Genomic DNA, 18113 nt, shown 5'->3' on the forward strand with positions numbered 1-18113 from the left:
AAAGTGTTTCGGTGGTCATAGCGTGAGGGAAACGCCCGGTTACATTTCGAACCCGGAAGCTAAGCCTTACAGCGCCGATGGTACTGCAGGGGGGACCCTGTGGGAGAGTAGGACGCCGCCGAACTAAATGTGAAAGAGGGTTGGACCCCGAACTTCGGTTCGAGGTCCAACCCTCTTTTTTTTGCCGTCACTTGAAGTTCACGTTGCGCAACAACCATCCGCAGCATGGGTACTGCTGCAATGCTCAGAGCTGCCGGTGTCGGAGTCGGTGACGAGGTCGTCGTGCCGGCCTTCGGGAACGTGGAAGTCGCCGAGGCCGTGGTGCAGGTGGGCGCGCTGCCGGTGTTCGCCGACATAGACCCGGTGACCTACTGTCTGGACCCCTCGGACGTCGAGGCCGCCGTGACCCCGCGGACCGCTGCCCTCGTCGTCGTCCACCGCTTCGGCCGGTCCGCCGACCTCGGGCGGCTCCACGGCATCGGGCAGCGACACGGCCTCCTCGTCCTGGAGCAGGGCGAGTCCGAGGCGCCGTACGACGAGATCGCGCAGCGCCGGGAGCGGGCGGCCTACCTCGACACGAAGCTCCGCGGCGTGCGCACGCCGGACGACGGCGACGGGCACACCTACCAGCAGTACGTGGTGCGGGTCCCCGGGAACGGCCGGCCGGACCGGGACGCCTTCGCACGTGCCGTACGCGCCAGGGGAGTTCAGTGCCGGGTGCCCGTGAAGACCCCCGTGCACCGGCTGCCAGAGTTCCGCCGGTGCGTCTCGCTGCCGGAGACCGAGCGGGCCGCGGAGGAGACGCTGGCGTTGCCCGTGGACGCCGCACTGACGCGCCGCGAGATGCAGCGCGTCGTCTCGGCGTGCAACGCCCTCGGCGGCCTGCTGCAGCCCGCCTTCTGACCCGCCGTCCGGAACCGGCCACGTCAGCGGCCCTGCCACCGCCGGACGCGGTTGGGAGCACGGTCCTGTTCGGGGTATGATCTATTCCGTTGCCGCGGGGGAAACCTCGCGAACGCGACCGGCCCCTATAGCTCAGTCGGCAGAGCGTCTCCATGGTAAGGAGAAGGTCAACGGTTCGATTCCGTTTGGGGGCTCCGACAGAAAGGCCCCGCCCTTCGGGCGGGGCCTTTCGCGTGTCCGCGGCCGGCCGGCCCCCTCAGTCCTTCAGGACCTCCGGCACCCGCATCGCCAGGATCGCCATGTCGTCCGACGGGGCGTCCGAGGCGAAGCGCTCCACCGCACGCATGATGCGCGCGGCGACCGCGCCGGCCGTCAGGCCCGTGCAGGTGGTCAGCACGTCCGCCAGACCGTCGTCGCCGAGCATGCGGGTGCCCTCGCGGCGCTCGGTGACGCCGTCCGTCACGCACAGCAGGACGTCGCCCGGGTCCAGGGTGACCGTCTGCTCGTACAGCTCCAGGTCCTCCATGACGCCGAGCAGCGGCTGCGGGTCCGCGGCGGGGACGACCGTGCCGTCCTGGCGCAGGCGCAGCGGCAGCGGATGCCCCGCACACACCACCTTCAGAAGCGCGCTGCCGTCCTCCTGCGGCCACAACTCGCCGTAGAGCAGGGTCAGGAAGCGGCTGCGGGCGCCCTCGTCGAGGATCGCGGAGTTCAGGCGCTCCAGCACCGCGGGGCCGCCGAAACCCTCCCGGGCCAGCAGGCGCAGCGCGTGCCGGGCCAGGCCCGTGACCGCCGCAGCCTCCGGGCCGGTGCCGCAGACGTCGCCGATCGCGAAGCCGTAGGCGCCGTCCCGGATCGGGAAGAGGTCGTAGAAGTCGCCGCCGACCTCGTTGCCCTCGCCGGCCGCGCGGTAGATGACCTCGACCTCGACACCGTCGATGTCGGGCAGGCCGGGCGGCAGGAGGCTGCGCTGGAGGGACTGGCTGATGGCCGTGCGCTCCGAGTACAGGCGGGCGTTGTCCAGCGCGAGGGCGGCGCGTCGGCTGAGGTCCTCCGCCAGCTCCAGGATCTCCTGGCGGAAATGCTCGTCGGCGGGCTTGCCGAGGGTGAGCATGCCGATGACGCGGTTGCGGGCGACGAGCGGCAGGACGACCGTCTCGCCGCCGACCGCGGACGCCGTCGCCAGGGTCGGGCCGATCGAGGTGCCCACCCGGCCCGGCGAGTCGCCGAGGCTCAGGCTGCGCATGGAAGTGCGCAGGGCCGCCTGGTGCGCGGCCTCGCCCGGCGCGCTCCACACCCGGGCACCCGGAGTCGGGACGGGGTCCGGCGGCGCGACCTTCGACAGCAGCGACTTGATGCCGTCGATGAGTTCCTCGTCCTCGTGCAGGACGTACGACAGGTAGGGCTCGGAGGCCTGGTCGGCGATCGTGTAGACGGCGCACCAGGTGGCCAGGGTGGGGACCGTCATCTGCGCCATGAGCGCCAGGGTCTGGTCCCGGTCCAGGGTGCCGGCCAGCAGGTCGGACGCCTCGACGAGGAAGCTCAGGGAGCCGCGGCGCAGCCGCTCCAGCTCGCCGAGGCGGGCCGACTCGACGGCCAGGGCGATGCGGTCGGCGGCGAACTGCAGGCGCAGCGCCTCCTCGTTGGAGTACCGGCCGGGGCCCTCCGCGGCGACGCCGAGGGAGCCGGTGAGGCGGCCCTCGACCTTCAGCGGGACCGTGACCACGGAGCGCATGCCGGTGCCGCCGAGGAGGGGGACCGCGCCGGGGACCGCGGCCAGGTCGTCGTGGACGGCGGGCATGCGCGCCGAACCGTAGCGGCCGGGGCCCGCCTCCACGGGGACGCGGGCGAAGCGCTGACGGGCGGAGGGCAGGCCGGTCGAGGCGCGGACCTCCAGCTCCGTCTCGTCGTCGGTGGCCAGCAGCAGGAACGCGGCGTCGGCGTCGAGCATGTCGCGGGCGCGCTCCACGGTGCGCTGGAGCAGGCCGTCGAGGTCGTCCGGCGCGGGGGAGCCGATGAAGACCTCGAAGGGATCCGCGCTGGGGCCCTCGGACGTGGTGCCCGTGTCGGAGGACGGCACGCGCAGCGGGGTCTGGAGGACGGCGCGCTCGTGGTCGCGGACCAGCAGGCAGACCGTCGACGGCTCGCCGTCGGTGTCGCGGACGCGCAGGTGGGAGGCGTAGACGGGGATGACCCGGCCGTGGGCGCCGCGGATGCCGTAGCTGCCCTCCCAGCGGGAGAGCCGGAGCGCCTCCGCGATGCCCGTGCCGGTGCCCGGGGTGTGCGGCCATGCCGCGAGGTCGGTGAGCGGTTTGCCGGTGACCTGCTCGCCGGCGTAGCCGAAGAGGTCCTCGGCGTCCTCGTTCCAGGAGGCGATCGAGCCGCCGCGGTCGATCTGGACGACGGCGACGCGGACCCGGCCGTCGGCGAGCGGCAGCAGCTCGACGGGCAGGGCGGGGCCGGCGGCGCGGGTGCCGACCGGGCGCTCGGGCAGGTCCAGCTGGAACCAGACATTCTTGTGGGTGGGCGTGTACTCCACGCCCCAGCGGCCGGCCAGGGCGGCGCACAGCTGCAGGCCGCGGCCGCCCTCCCGGTCGGGGTTGCCCATGGTCGTCACCGCGCCCTGGAGCGGGATCTCGCGCTCCGGATAGCGGTCGGACACCTCGACGCGGACACCGTCGTCGCTGCGCAGGCACAGGACGTCGGCGGCGGTGCCGGCGTGCACGACGGCGTTGGTGACCAGTTCGCTCGTGAGGACGACGGCGTCGTCGACGATGTCGCCGAAGCCCCACCCCTGGAGCGTGTCCCGGACGAAGGACCGGGCGGTGGCGACCGATCGTCCGACGGGCTCGAAGCTGGCGGCCGCGCGCGCGGTGATCACAGAACTCCTCGTCCGGCTGTCTACGTGCACAGGTTCGCGGCCGACCGGCTCGCGCCGCTGCTCCGGCAGCCGCTGGTCGCTCGGCCGTGGCTCCGGGGACTGTCCCCCCGGGATCACTCCGGTGGTCATGTGTGCGGCCGCCCTCCGATGCCCGCTCGTTCCCCTGCCACCGCCCAGGCCGGACCGGACCGGCGTGGCTGGACAGCCGCATGCAAGGTTACTTACCTTCGCCGTCCGCGCGGATGCCGGTCGCGGGTGTTTCCGCCCGGAGGTGTGCGGAGGGTGTGCGAAGCTGCCGAACTGTTATGGCCTGGTTCGGCCGGGGTGAAACACTGGGCAAGCTTCTGGTGAAGGTCCGGGCAGGCTGAGTGTGTTCTTCGCATGTGGGGCAGCGTCCTCACGTGTGTCCTGATTACATCGGGCAGGAATACGCGGCAGTAACTGGTACGCCGGGCGTGGCACACCGGGGAAGCGGCAAACGGTCGACCCTTGCGGGAGGGACACAGTGGAGTCTGACGCAGCGACGCGGAGCACGAAGACGCGCGCGAAAGGCGGACAGCCCCTGAGTAACCAGCGCAAACCGCGCGGCGGGACCACGACGGTGGACACGGCGGCGCTGAACCGGCTGCTGACGGCTCTGGTGTCGATGCGGGACGGGAACTTCCGCAAGCGGCTCACGGTGTCCGGGGACGGCGTGATGTCGGAGATCGCGGCCGTGTTCAACGAGGTCGCGGACCGCAACATGCACCTGACGGGCGAGCTGTCCCGGGTGCGGCGGATGGTGGGCCGGGAGGGCAAACTCACCGAGCGCCTGGAGACGGGCGCCTGCGAGGGCTCCTGGGCCGCCGCGGTGGAGAACTCCAACGCCCTCGTGGACGACCTCGTACGGCCCGTCTCCGAGGTCGGCCGGGTGCTGTCCGCGGTGGCGGAGGGCGATCTGTCGCCGCGGATGGAGCTGCGGACGCAGACGCCGGACGGCGCGGGCCACCCGCTGCGCGGGGAGTTCCTGAAGGTCGGGCGGACGGTGAACAACCTCGTCGACCAGCTGTCGACGTTCACCGACGAGGTCACGCGGGTGGCCAGCGAGGTGGGCACCGAGGGCAAGCTGGGCGGGCAGGCCCAGGTGCGCGGCATGTCCGGGTCGTGGAAGGACCTCACGGACTCGGTCAACACCATGGCGTACCGGCTGACGGCGCAGGTGCGGGACATCGCGCTGGTGACGACGGCGGTGGCCAAGGGCGACCTGTCCCGCAAGGTGACCGTGCACGTCGCCGGCGAGATGCTGGAGCTGAAGAACACCGTCAACACGATGGTGGACCAGCTCTCCGCCTTCTCCTCCGAGGTCACGCGGGTCGCCCGGGAGGTGGGCACGGACGGCATCCTCGGCGGTCAGGCCCACGTGCCCGGTGTGGACGGCACCTGGAAGGAGCTCACCGACTCGGTGAACCTGATGGCCGGCAACCTGACGGCCCAGGTGCGCGGGATCGCGCAGGTGACGACGGCGGTGGCCAACGGCGACCTGTCGCAGAAGGTGACCGTGCCGGCGCGCGGCGAGGTCGCTCAGCTCGCCGAGACGATCAACCAGATGACCGAGACGCTGCGGATCTTCGCCGACGAGGTGACGCGGGTCGCGAACGAGGTCGGTGCCGAGGGCCGGCTCGGCGGCCAGGCGAACGTGCCGGGCGCGGCGGGCACGTGGAAGGACCTGACCGACTCCGTCAACACCGTCTTCCGGAACCTGACCACGCAGGTGCGGGACATCGCCGCCGTCACGACGGCGGTGGCCAGCGGCGACCTGTCGCAGAAGGTCACCGTGGACGTGGCCGGCGAGATGCTGGAGCTGAAGAACACCGTCAACGGCATGGTGGACCAGCTGTCGTCGTTCGGTGCCGAGGTCACGCGGGTGGCGCGGGAGATCGGCGTCGAGGGCGAACTGGGCGGCCAGGCGCAGGTGGCGGGCGCGGCGGGCACGTGGAAGGACCTGACCGACTCCGTCAACACCGCCTTCCGGAACCTGACCGGCCAGGTGCGCAACATCGCGCAGGTGACGACGGCGGTGGCCAACGGCGACCTGTCGCAGAAGGTCACCGTGGACGTCTCCGGCGAGATGCTCCAGCTGAAGAACACCGTGAACACGATGGTGGACCAGCTGTCGTCGTTCGCGGACCAGGTCACCCGGATGGCGCGGGACGTGGGCACGGAGGGCCGGCTGGGCGGTCAGGCCCGCGTGGACGGCGTGTCGGGCACCTGGAAGGAGCTGACCGACTCCGTCAACTTCATGGCGGGCAACCTCACCTCCCAGGTGCGGCAGATCGCGCAGGTGACGACGGCGGTGGCGCGCGGCGACCTGTCGCAGAAGATCGACGTGGACGCGCGCGGGGAGATCCTGGAGCTGAAGAACACCATCAACACGATGGTGGACCAGCTCTCCGCGTTCGCCGACCAGGTGACCCGGGTGGCCCGCGAGGTGGGCACGGAGGGCCGGCTCGGGGGCCAGGCGCAGGTGCCCGGTGTCGCGGGCGTGTGGCGGGACCTCACGGACTCCGTGAACGGCATGGCCGGCAACCTGACGGCCCAGGTGCGCAACATCGCCCAGGTGGCCACCGCAGTGGCGCGCGGCGACCTCTCCCAGAAGATCACCGTGGACGCGCGCGGGGAGATCCTGGAGCTGAAGAACACGCTGAACACGATGGTGGACCAGCTGTCGTCGTTCGCGCAGGAGGTCACCCGGGTGGCCCGCGAGGTGGGCACCGAGGGCATCCTCGGCGGTCAGGCCGAGGTGCAGGGCGTGTCCGGCACCTGGAAGGACCTCACGCAGTCCGTCAACTTCATGGCGAACAACCTGACCATCCAGGTGCGCAACATCGCCGAGGTGACGACCGCGGTCGCCAAGGGCGACCTGTCCAAGAAGATCACCGTCGACGCCAAGGGCGAGATCCTCGAACTGGTCACCACGGTGAACACGATGGTCGACCAGCTGTCGTCGTTCGCCGAGCAGGTGACCCGGGTGGCCCGTGAGGTGGGCACGGAGGGCATCCTGGGCGGCCAGGCGCACGTGCCCGGCGTCGTGGGCATCTGGAAGGACCTCAGCGACAACGTCAACCTGATGGCCAACAACCTGACCATGCAGGTGCGCAACATCTCCCAGGTCGCGGCGGCGGTCGCCAACGGCGATCTGACGCGCACGGTGACGATCGAGGCGCGCGGTGAGGTGGCTCAGCTCGCGGACACCTTCAACACCATGGTGAAGACGCTGAGTTCGTTCGCCGACCAGGTCACCAAGGTGGCCCGTGAGGTGGGCACGGACGGCATCCTCGGCGGTCAGGCGTACGTGCCCGGGGTGGCCGGCACGTGGAAGGACCTCACCGAGTCGGTGAACCAGATGGCGTCGAACCTGACCGGCCAGGTGCGCAACATCGCCATGGTCACCACCGCCATCGCCAAGGGCGACCTGACGAAGAAGATCGACATCGACGCGCGCGGTGAGATCCTGGAGCTGAAGACGACGATCAACACGATGGTCGACCAGTTGTCGTCGTTCGCCGAGGAGGTCACACGGGTGGCCCGCGAGGTGGGCACCGAGGGGCAGCTGGGCGGCCAGGCGCGGGTGCGGGACGTCGACGGCACCTGGCGCGACCTGACCGAGTCGGTGAACGAGATGGCCGGGAACCTGACCCGGCAGGTGCGCGCGATCGCGCGGGTGGCGACCGCGGTGACCCGCGGCGACCTGAACCTGAAGATCGACGTGGACGCCTCCGGTGAGATCCAGGAGCTCCAGGACTACATCAACAAGATGATCGCCAACCTGCGCGACACCACCATCGCCAACAAGGAGCAGGACTGGCTCAAGGGCAACCTGGCCCGTATCTCCGCCCTGATGCAGGGCCGCCGGGACCTGGAGGACGTGGCGTCGCTGATCATGAGCGAGCTGACGCCGGTGGTGTCCGCGCAGCACGGGGCGTTCTTCGTCGCGATGCCCGGGATGGACGGCCAGGACCTCGCGGTGGAGGGCGGCGACCACTACGAGCTGCGGATGCTCGGGTCGTACGGCTACTCCATGGGCTCCATGCCGGCGTCGTTCCGGCCGGGGGAGGCGCTGATCGGCACGGCCGCCGAGGAGAAGCGCACGATCCTGGTGGAGAACGCGCCGACCGGGTACCTGAAGATCTCCTCCGGGCTCGGCGAGGCGCCGCCCGCGCAGGTGATCGTGCTGCCGGTGCTCTTCGAGGGCAAGGTGCTCGGCGTGATCGAGCTGGCGTCGTTCACGCCGTTCACGCAGATCCAGAAGGACTTCCTGAACCAGATCGCGGAGATGATCGCGACCAGCGTCAACACCATCTCCGTCAACACCAAGACCGAGCAGCTGCTGAAGCAGTCCCAGGAGCTCACCGAGCAGCTGCGGCTGCGCTCGGAGGAGCTGGAACAGCGGCAGAAGGCGCTGCAGGCGTCCAACGCCGAGCTGGAGGAGAAGGCGGAGCTGCTGGCCCAGCAGAACCGCGACATCGAGGCGAAGAACTCCGAGATCGAGGAGGCGCGGCAGGTCCTGGAGGAGCGCGCCGAGCAGCTCGCGGTGTCCATGCGCTACCGCAGCGAGTTCCTGGCCAACATGTCGCACGAGCTGCGTACGCCGCTGAACTCCCTGCTGATTCTGGCCAAGTTGCTCGCGGACAACGCCGAGGGGAACCTGTCGCCGAAGCAGGTGGAGTTCGCGGAGACGATCCACGGCGCGGGATCGGACCTGCTCCAGCTGATCAACGACATCCTGGACCTGTCGAAGGTCGAGGCGGGCAAGATGGACGTCTCCCCGACGCGCATCGCGCTGGTGCAGCTGATCGACTACGTGGAGGCGACCTTCCGGCCGCTCACCGCGGAGAAGGGCCTGGACCTGTCGGTGCGAGTGTCGCCGGAACTGCCGGCCACGCTGCACACCGACGAGCAGCGGCTGCTGCAGGTGCTGCGGAACCTGCTGTCCAACGCGGTGAAGTTCACCGACTCCGGGTCGGTGGAACTGGTCATCCGGCCGGCGCGGGGCGACGTCCCGCAGGCGATCCGCGAGCAGTTGCTGGAGGCGGGGTCGCTCAGCGACCCGGACGCGGAGCTGATCGCCTTCTCGGTCACGGACACCGGCATCGGCATCGCGGGCAGCAAGATGCGGGTGATCTTCGAGGCGTTCAAGCAGGCCGACGGCACCACCAGCCGCAAGTACGGCGGCACCGGCCTGGGGCTGTCGATCTCGCGGGAGATCGCGCAGCTGCTCGGCGGTGAGATCCACGCGCAGAGCGAGCCGGGCCGCGGTTCGACCTTCACCCTGTACCTGCCGCTGCACCCGGGCGAACTGCCGCCGCAGGGCTACCAGCAGCCCGGCTCCGCGCTGGACGCCAACGAGCTGGTCGCGGCCGCCGAGTCGCCGCTGGCGGACCTGGCGGACCTGTCGAGGCTGTCCGCCGCGGAGATCGAGACGCCGGCGGAGGTGAAGTCGTACCAGGAGACGCAGAACGGTGCCGCCGCCCTGTTCCGGCGCCGCCGCCGGGCGCTGCCCGGCGGGGACCAGAGGCCCGCCGCGCACGGGCATCCGATGCCGGAGCACGCGTGGCCGTCGGGGGAGCAGGACGCGTCCGGGCAGGGGCACCGCGACGTCCGGTTCGGCGGTGAGAAGGTGCTGATCGTCGACGACGACATCCGCAACGTCTTCGCGCTGACCAGCGTTCTGGAGCAGCACGGCCTGTCCGTGCTGTACGCGGAGAACGGCCGCGAGGGCATCGAGGTGCTGGAGCAGCACGACGACGTGGCCGTCGTGCTGATGGACATCATGATGCCGGAGATGGACGGGTACGCGACGACGACGGCGATCCGCAGGATGCCTCAGTTCGCCGGACTGCCGATCATCGCGCTGACGGCCAAGGCGATGAAGGGGGACCGGGAGAAGGCGATCGAGTCGGGCGCCTCCGACTACGTCACCAAGCCCGTCGACCCCGACCATCTGCTGGCCGTGATGCGGCAGTGGATGCGGTCCGCGTGAACGCGGCGGGAATCCGCGGTGGACACGCGATGCCGCCGACCCGGCGGGCCCGACGTCGTGTACGAGCACGGGAATCGGGGAACCTTCTGGTCTCCCGCCGCGTTTCCGCTACGGGTGTAGTGACATGCACAGTGACATCACGGTGACAGGGTGTGGCGACGGGCGGGGTGCGGCTACGATGACCGGCACAAGGACGGGCGGCGCAAGGGAGTCGTCCCCCGGGGCGGCACCGACCGGTGTCTCCCCACTTCCTGCGGACAGGGGCGGCCCCAAGCCGGGGCGAGGAGGGCGGGCCATGGTGCAGAAGGCCAAGATCCTCCTGGTCGATGACCGGCCGGAGAATCTGCTGGCGCTGGAGGCCATCCTCTCTGCGCTCGATCAGACGCTGGTGCGGGCATCGTCCGGGGAGGAAGCGCTGAAAGCGCTGCTCACGGACGACTTCGCGGTCATTCTGCTGGACGTCCAGATGCCGGGCATGGACGGCTTCGAGACGGCGGCGCACATCAAACGGCGGGAGAGGACCCGGGACATCCCGATCATCTTCCTCACCGCGATCAACCACGGCCCGCACCACACCTTCCGGGGGTACGCGGCCGGCGCGGTGGACTACATCTCCAAGCCGTTCGACCCGTGGGTGCTGCGTGCGAAGGTCTCCGTGTTCGTGGACCTGTACATGAAGAACTGCCAGTTGAAGGAGCAGGCGGCGCTGCTGCGGCTCCAGCTGGAGGGCGGCGGGCGCGGCGGTGCCGTCGAGGGCAAGGAGTCGGCCGGGCTGCTCGCCGAGCTCTCGGCCCGTCTCGCCGCCGTGGAGGAGCAGGCCGAGGCCCTGTCCAAGCAGCTCGACGACGACGCGGCCGATGCGGCCGCGGTGGCCACGGCGGCGCATCTGGAGCGCAAGCTGACCGGTCTGCGCCGGGCCCTGGACGCCCTGGAGCCGGGTACCGGCACCACGTCCTCGGTCTCCTCGCCGAGCTGATCCGCGGCCCGGGGGCCGTCCCGCGCGGGACGGGCGTCCGGCACCGCGACCGCCGGCCCGGCGCGTGAAGCGCCGCCCGGCGTGCGCGTGCGGCCGTGCGCGCCCGTACGGCACGCCGGACGCGGCGGGCAGGTGGGTGGTGCGGGGTCCGGGCGCGGGGTGCGGCCAACGGGCGGAGCCGGTCCGGGCGCTGCCCGCGGACGGCGTGGGGTCCAGGGGGCGGGCGCGACCGACGAGCCGTGCGGGGCGCGGGAGTTCGACATCGGAAACCGGGACACGCCCGCCCATGTCGTCACCTTTTCGTCCAATCCGAACGGCCTGCTGTCCTGCTGCTGCGACCCGGTGAGGTCCCGTCAGTTTCCCGGCCCCGTCGGCACGACACGAACGGGTGAAGCACTGGGCACACGTGTCCGTCGCCGTCTCCACCGGTAACCTCACCTCCATGGCCTCACGTCCCTCCGCAGCCAAGAAGCAGCCCGCCAGGAAGGCGGCCGCTCCCGCGAAGGCTCCGGCGAAGAAGGCCGCCGCCGCGAAGAAGGCACCCCCCAGGGCGGCCACGGCGAAGAGGCCTCCCGTCAGGAAGGCCCCTGCCAAGGCGCCGCCCCGCCCTGCGCCGAGTCCCACCGGGGGCGTGTACCGGCTCGTGCGCGCCCTGTGGCTGGGTGTCGCCCACGCTGTCGGCGCCGTGTTCCGCGGCATAGGGCACGGCGCGAAGAACCTGGACCCCGCCCACCGCAAGGACGGCGTCGCGCTGCTGCTGTTCGCCGTCGCGCTGGTCGTCGCCGCCGGCACCTGGGCGGACCTGCACGGCCCCGTCGGCGACCTGGTCGAGATCCTGGTGACCGGCGCCTTCGGCCGGCTCGACCTGCTCGTGCCGATCCTGCTCGCGCTGATCGCCGTGCGGTTCATCCGGCACCCCGAACAGCCCGAGGCCAACGGCCGCATCGTGATCGGCCTGTCCGCCCTCGTCATCGGCGTGCTCGGGCAGGTCCACATCGCCTGCGGCTCGCCGGCCCGCGGCGAGGGGATGCAGGCCATAAGGGACGCCGGCGGCCTCGTCGGCTGGGGCGTGGCGACCCCGCTGACGTACACCATGGGCGACGTCCTCGCCGTGCCCCTGCTGGTGCTGCTGACCGTCTTCGGTCTGCTCGTGGTCACGGCCACCCCGGTCAACGCGGTCCCGCAGCGGCTGCGGCTGCTCGGCGTGAGGCTCGGGATCCTGCACGACCCCGAGCCGATGGACGACGAGTTCGCCTACGACGACGAGCGCTACGAGGACCAGTGGCGCGAGGCGCTGCCCGCGCGCCCCCGTGGGCGCCGGAGCGCCTCCGGGGCGTACGACCCCGACGACGCGGAGCAGGAGGCCCTCTCGCAGCGCCGTGGACGCCCCCGGCGCTCCGCCGTGCCCCAGCCCGACCCGGGCCGTCAGCTCGACGCCGTGGACGTCGCGGCCGCGGCGGCCGCCGCACTCGACGGCGCGGTCCTGCACGGCATGCCCCCGTCCCCGGTCGTCGCCGACCTCACCCAGGGCGTGAGCGGGGGCGACCGCGCGGAGACGACGCCGACGCCCGTCCCGGCCGCCCGCCCCGAGAAGACCGCCCCCGCCGCGACGCCGGCCGAGGACGCCCCGGCGGGCCGCCCGGCGAAGGACGCCCCGGCTCCCCGTCCCCGGCCGGAGCGGCCCGCGGGGGTCCCCGACCTGACCAAGTCGCCGTCCGTCGCGCCCCGCGAGCTGCCCCCGCGCGCCGAGCAGCTCCAGCTGGCCGGGGACATCACCTACTCCCTGCCCTCGCTGGACCTGCTGGAGCGCGGTGGCCCCGGCAAGTCGCGCAGCGCCGCCAACGACGCGATCGTCGACTCGCTCACCACCGTCTTCACCGAGTTCAAGGTCGACGCCCGCGTCACCGGCTTCACCCGCGGCCCGACGGTCACGCGCTACGAGGTCGAACTGGGCCCCGCCGTGAAGGTCGAGCGGATCACCGCGCTCACCAAGAACATCGCCTACGCCGTCGCCAGCCCGGACGTGCGGATCATCAGCCCCATCCCCGGCAAGTCCGCGGTCGGCATCGAGATCCCCAACACCGACCGGGAGATGGTCAACCTCGGCGACGTGCTGCGCCTCGCGGACGCGGCCGAGGACGACCACCCGATGCTGGTCGCGCTCGGCAAGGACGTCGAGGGCGGCTACGTGATGGCCAACATCGCGAAGATGCCGCACGTCCTCGTCGCGGGCGCCACCGGGTCCGGCAAGTCGTCCTGCATCAACTGCCTGATCACCTCGATCATGATGCGGGCCACGCCGGAGGACGTCCGCATGGTCCTGGTGGACCCCAAGCGCGTCGAGCTGACCGCCTACGAGGGCATCCCGCACCTGATCACGCCGATCATCACCAACCCCAAGCGGGCCGCCGAGGCGCTCCAGTGGGTCGTGCGCGAGATGGACCTGCGCTACGACGACCTGGCCGCCTACGGCTACCGGCACATCGACGACTTCAACGCGGCCGTGCGCAGCGGCAAGGCGAAGGCGCCCGAGGGCAGCGAGCGGGACCTCCAGCCCTACCCGTACCTGCTGGTGATCGTCGACGAGCTCGCCGACCTGATGATGGTGGCGCCGCGGGACGTCGAGGACGCCATCGTGCGCATCACCCAGCTCGCCCGCGCCGCCGGCATCCACCTCGTGCTGGCCACGCAGCGGCCCTCCGTCGACGTCGTCACCGGTCTGATCAAGGCGAACGTGCCCTCGCGGCTCGCCTTCGCCACCTCCTCGCTCGCCGACTCGCGCGTCATCCTCGACCAGCCCGGCGCCGAGAAGCTGATCGGCAAGGGCGACGGGCTCTTCCTGCCGATGGGCGCGAACAAGCCGACCCGCATGCAGGGCGCGTTCGTCACCGAGGACGAGGTCGCCGCCGTCGTCCAGCACTGCAAGGACCAGATGACGCCGGTCTTCCGGGAGGACGTCGTCGTCGGCGGCAAGCAGAAGAAGGAGATCGACGAGGACATCGGCGACGACCTCGACCTGCTGTGCCAGGCCGCCGAGCTGGTCGTCTCCACGCAGTTCGGTTCTACGTCGATGCTGCAGCGCAAGCTGCGCGTCGGCTTCGCCAAGGCCGGGAGGCTGATGGACCTGATGGAGTCGCGGAACATCGTCGGCCCCAGCGAGGGCTCCAAGGCGCGTGACGTTCTCGTGAAACCCGACGAGCTGGATGGCGTGCTGGCCGTGATTCGCGGGGAGTCTGAGGGGTAGCAGCACGACGGCCGGACCGGGGAGCCGCCTACTGCGGTCGGGTGCACCGTGACCCACCCGTTAGAGAGCAGTGGGCAACCGTTTCCCCGGGACGTACGTCAAGTTGAGCGAAAGGACGGACGCGGCTCCCACCATGGGATCCAGGTCTGTCTCATCATCGGATTGTCCGGCCATTCCGATGGCGTAGAAAGTCATACCGCCGGGTCGCTCCACCCTTTCGCACCCCCCTAGACTGAACCCCCAGCACAGGCGGCTACACGCTCGAAAGGCGCCCCCGTGTCCATCGGCAACTCCCCCGAAGACGAGCGTCCGTTCGCAGACGTTTCTCCGGAAGACCGCCCCTCCATCGGCCGCGCCCTGCGACAGGCCCGGATCGCCGCCGGGCTGACCGTCGACGACGTCAGCAGCGCCACCCGCGTCCGCATCGGCATCGTGCACGCCATCGAGGCGGACGACTTCGGCCCCTGCGGGGGCGACGTCTACGCGCGGGGGCACATCCGGACCCTGGCCAGGGCCGTGGGCCTCGACCCCGCCCCGCTCCTCGAGCAGTACGGCACCGCGCACGGCGGCAGCCCCGCCCCGACCCCGGCGGCCCCGCTCTTCGAGGCGGAACGCATCCGCCCGGAGCGGCGGGGGCCGAACTGGACCGCGGCCATGGTCGCCGCGATCGTCGTCGTGGTCGGATTCGTCGGGTTCACGGCCTTCAAGGGCGGTTCCGACGACGGCGCCCAGGTCGCCGAGGGCGCGACGCCGGCCTCGAGCAAGCCGGTCACGCCGACGCCCAAGAGCAGCAAGCCCGCCGCCCCGAAGCCCGTGCCGTCCGACAGCGCCATCGCAGCCGCCCCGCAGGACAAGGTCACCGTGCAGGTCAGCGCTCCCAACGGGCGCAGCTGGATCTCCGCGAAGGACCACAACGGGCGGATGCTCTTCGACGGGCTCCTGGACAGGGGCCAGTCCAAGACCTTCCAGGACAGCGACAAGATCAACCTGATTCTCGGCGACGCCGGAGCCATCGAGCTCTACGTCAACGGCAAGAAGATCGAGGACCAGTTCCAGCCCGGCGCTGTGGAACGCCTCACGTACACCAAGGGCGATCCGCAGGTCGGATAGGCCCGCGGGCGGTCCCACGGGGTCTGTTGCCGACGGGGTCGGCCATGATCGGCCAACCCCGTCGACGTGGGGTGTCGGCGGGACGAAGTAGTCTTGAGCCCATGCCTGAACGCCGTACCGTCGCACTCGTCACTCTCGGCTGCGCCCGTAACGAGGTGGACTCGGAGGAGCTCGCAGGCCGTTTGGAGGCGGACGGCTGGCAGCTCGTGGAGGACGCCGCCGACGCGGACGTCGCCGTGGTCAACACCTGTGGCTTCGTCGAGGCCGCCAAGAAGGACTCCGTCGACGCCCTCCTCGAGGCCAACGACCTCAAGGACCACGGCAGAACGCAGGCCGTGGTGGCCGTCGGCTGCATGGCCGAGCGGTACGGCAAGGAGCTGGCCGAGGCGCTGCCCGAGGCCGACGGCGTGCTCGGCTTCGACGACTACACGGACATCTCCGACCGCCTGCAGACCATTCTCTCCGGCGGCATCCACGCCGCCCACACCCCCCGGGACCGCCGCAAGCTGCTGCCGATCAGCCCGGCCGAGCGGCAGTCGGCGACCGACGTGGCGCTGCCCGGGCACGGTGCCCCCGAGGACCTCCCGGAGGGCCTCGCGCCGCAGTCCGGCCCCCGCGCGCCGCTCCGCCGCCGGCTGGGCGGAGCCCCGGTCGCCTCGGTCAAGCTCGCCTCCGGCTGCGACCGGCGCTGCTCCTTCTGCGCCATCCCGTCCTTCCGCGGCTCCTTCATCTCCCGCCGCCCCGCCGACGTCCTCAACGAGACGCGGTGGCTCGCCGAGCAGGGCGTGCAGGAGATCATGCTGGTCTCCGAGAACAACACCTCCTACGGCAAGGACCTGGGCGACATCCGCCTGCTGGAGTCCCTGCTGCCGGAGCTGGCCGACGTCGACGGCATCGAGCGCGTCCGCGTCAGCTACCTCCAGCCCGCCGAGATGCGGCCCGGCCTGATCGACGTGCTGACCTCCACCCCGAAGGTCGCCCCGTACTTCGACCTGTCCTTCCAGCACTCCGCACCCGGCGTGCTGCGGGCCATGCGCCGCTTCGGCGACACCGACCGGTTCCTGGAACTGCTCGACACCATCCGCAGCAAGGCCCCCGAGGCCGGGGTGCGCTCCAACTTCATCGTCGGCTTCCCGGGCGAGAGCGCGTCCGACCTGGCCGAGCTGGAGCGCTTCCTGAGCGGCGCCCGCCTCGACGCCATCGGCGTCTTCGGCTACTCCGACGAGGAGGGCACCGAGGCCGCCGGCTACGACGGCAAGCTCGACGAGGAGGTCGTCGCCGAGCGGCTGGAGCGGGTCTCCCGACTCGCGGAGGAACTGGTCTCGCAGCGCGCCGAGGAGCGCGTCGGGCAGACGGTGCACGTGCTCGTCGAGTCCGTCGACGCCGAGGAGGGCGTGTACGGCCGGGCCGCGCACCAGGCGCCCGAGACCGACGGCCAGGTGCTGCTCACGAGCGGCGAGGGCCTCGCCGTCGGCCGTATGGTCGAGGCGAAGGTGGTCGGCACGGAGGGTGTGGACCTGGTGGCCGAGCCGCTCCAGGGCACGCTCGCCCGTGGTGAGGAGGGGGCCAGATGACCGGAGTCCCGGCATCCGCGGGCGGTCCCTCCGGCACGCGGGGAGCGGCGGCTGCGGGCCGGGGCGACGCGGAAGGGACTCCGGGGCCCGGTGCCGGGGCGGTGTCCGGCGGTGCCGGCGGCCCCCAGGACGTACGGGGCGGGCTGGACATGCGCGAGGAGAACCCGGGGCACGACGGCCCCGGCGAGCAGGACGAGCACGGTGAGCGGGACGAGCAGGACGGCGCCCGGCCGGTGCGCGGCGGGAAGATCGCCGCGGCCGCCGTCAACCAGGCGAGCCTGTGGAACGTCGCCAATCTGCTGACGATGCTGCGCCTCCTCCTGGTGCCCGGCTTCGTGGCCCTGATGCTGGCCGACGGCGGGTACGACCCGGCGTGGCGCTCGCTGGCGTGGGCCGCCTTCGCCGTCGCCATGATCACCGACCTGTTCGACGGGCACCTCGCGCGGACGTACAACCTGGTCACCGATTTCGGGAAGATCGCCGATCCCATCGCCGACAAGGCGATCATGGGTGCCGCGCTGGTCTGCCTGTCCGGGCTCGGCGACCTGCCCTGGTGGGTGACCGTGCTCGTCCTCGGCCGGGAGCTGGGCGTCACCCTGCTGCGGTTCCTCGTCATCCGCTACGGCGTGATCCCCGCCAGCCGGGGCGGCAAGCTCAAGACGCTCACCCAGGGCGTGGCCGTCGGCATGTACGTGCTGGCGCTGACGGGCTGGCTGGCCACCCTGCGGTTCTGGGTGATGGCCGCGGCGGTCGTGCTGACCGTGGTGACCGGCCTCGACTATGTGAGACAGGCCATGGTGCTGCGCCGGCAGGGAATCGCCGAGCGGCGGACCGCGTTGGAGGAGACGCGAGCGTGACGTCCCCGGCCACCGAGGTGGTGAGACTACTCACGGTGAGGGGCGAGACGCTCGCGGTCGCCGAGTCGCTGACCGGCGGCCTGGTCGCGGCGGAGATCACGTCGGTGCCGGGGGCCTCGAAGGTCTTCCGGGGCTCGGTCACCGCCTACGCCACCGAGCTCAAGCACGAGCTCCTGGGCGTCGACACCACCCTGCTGGCCGAGCGTGGCGCGGTGGATGCGCAGGTCGCGGCCCAGATGGCGGCCGGCGTCCGCAAGGCCCTGGGCGCCGACTGGGGTCTGGCCACCACGGGTGTCGCCGGCCCCGACCCCCAGGACGGACAGCCCGTCGGCACGGTCTACGTGGCGGTGGACGGGCCCCGCGAGACGGAGACCGGCCCCGCACGTGGCGTGAAAACGGCGGCGCTGCGGTTGAACGGCGGCCGGACGGAAATTCGTATGGAGAGTGTACGGAGCGTGCTCGCGCTGCTCCTGGAGCGGCTTGCGGGCGAACAGAACGGAAATGAGCGAGCACAGGACACGGAACGGAACGGGGGGCTTTGATGTTTGC

Annotated in this window: 9 protein-coding genes, 1 tRNA gene and 1 rRNA gene; 10 read left to right on the forward strand and 1 reads right to left on the reverse strand. The window is 71.4% G+C overall.

Features of this window, described 5'->3' with window-relative positions; genetic code table 11:
- Positions 1-7: 7 nt before the first annotated feature.
- The 3 genes from rrf to P3H78_RS29095 all read left to right on the forward strand — a co-directional run bounded on the left by rrf (position 8) and on the right by P3H78_RS29095 (position 1097).
- Positions 8-124, forward strand: a 5S ribosomal RNA gene (gene rrf, locus P3H78_RS29085).
- Positions 125-240: 116 nt separating this feature from the next.
- Entirely contained in the window at positions 241-903 is a 663-nt protein-coding gene (locus P3H78_RS29090; RefSeq protein ID WP_276112194.1) for a DegT/DnrJ/EryC1/StrS family aminotransferase, read from the forward strand.
- Positions 904-1024: 121 nt separating this feature from the next.
- Positions 1025-1097: transfer RNA gene (locus P3H78_RS29095), tRNA-Thr, on the forward strand.
- Positions 1098-1159: 62 nt separating this feature from the next.
- Here the strand turns inward: P3H78_RS29095 and P3H78_RS29100 are convergent.
- Positions 1160-3913, reverse strand: a complete 2754-nt coding sequence (locus P3H78_RS29100) for a SpoIIE family protein phosphatase (protein WP_276112152.1) — start codon at positions 3911-3913, stop codon at positions 1160-1162.
- Between the two features lie 376 nt (positions 3914-4289).
- Here P3H78_RS29100 and P3H78_RS29105 point away from each other — a divergent pair, with 376 nt between their 5' ends.
- The 7 genes from P3H78_RS29105 (at position 4290) to P3H78_RS29135 (ending at position 18106) form a co-directional block, all read left to right on the forward strand.
- A complete protein-coding gene (locus tag P3H78_RS29105; protein WP_276112153.1) occupies positions 4290-9803 on the forward strand; it encodes a HAMP domain-containing protein in 5514 nt (1837 codons plus the stop codon).
- A 295-nt stretch (positions 9804-10098) separates the two neighbouring features.
- Entirely contained in the window at positions 10099-10779 is a 681-nt protein-coding gene (locus P3H78_RS29110; protein WP_276112154.1) for a response regulator, read from the forward strand.
- Positions 10780-11221: 442 nt separating this feature from the next.
- The gene (locus P3H78_RS29115; protein ID WP_276112155.1) at positions 11222-14023 is read left to right on the forward strand and encodes a DNA translocase FtsK; all 2802 of its coding nucleotides are present in this window, start codon (positions 11222-11224) and stop codon (positions 14021-14023) included.
- 276 nt (positions 14024-14299) lie between these two features.
- Complete coding sequence (locus P3H78_RS29120; protein ID WP_276112156.1) at positions 14300-15133, forward strand: helix-turn-helix domain-containing protein; 834 nt, start codon at positions 14300-14302, stop codon at positions 15131-15133.
- A 101-nt stretch (positions 15134-15234) separates the two neighbouring features.
- Positions 15235-16707: a 30S ribosomal protein S12 methylthiotransferase RimO gene (gene rimO, locus P3H78_RS29125; RefSeq protein ID WP_276112157.1), complete on the forward strand. Its 1473-nt coding sequence runs from the start codon at positions 15235-15237 to the stop codon at positions 16705-16707.
- The gene (pgsA, locus tag P3H78_RS29130; protein ID WP_276112158.1) at positions 16704-17564 is read left to right on the forward strand and encodes a CDP-diacylglycerol--glycerol-3-phosphate 3-phosphatidyltransferase; all 861 of its coding nucleotides are present in this window, start codon (positions 16704-16706) and stop codon (positions 17562-17564) included. Before rimO ends, pgsA begins: the two co-directional genes overlap by 4 nt.
- A complete protein-coding gene (locus P3H78_RS29135; protein WP_276112159.1) occupies positions 17561-18106 on the forward strand; it encodes a CinA family protein in 546 nt (181 codons plus the stop codon). The genes pgsA and P3H78_RS29135 overlap by 4 nt, the downstream gene beginning before the upstream one ends.
- The last annotated feature ends 7 nt before the right edge of the window (positions 18107-18113 follow it).

Origin of the sequence: Streptomyces tropicalis, assembly GCF_029269835.1 — a bacterium.
GTDB lineage: Bacteria > Actinomycetota > Actinomycetes > Streptomycetales > Streptomycetaceae > Streptomyces > Streptomyces tropicalis.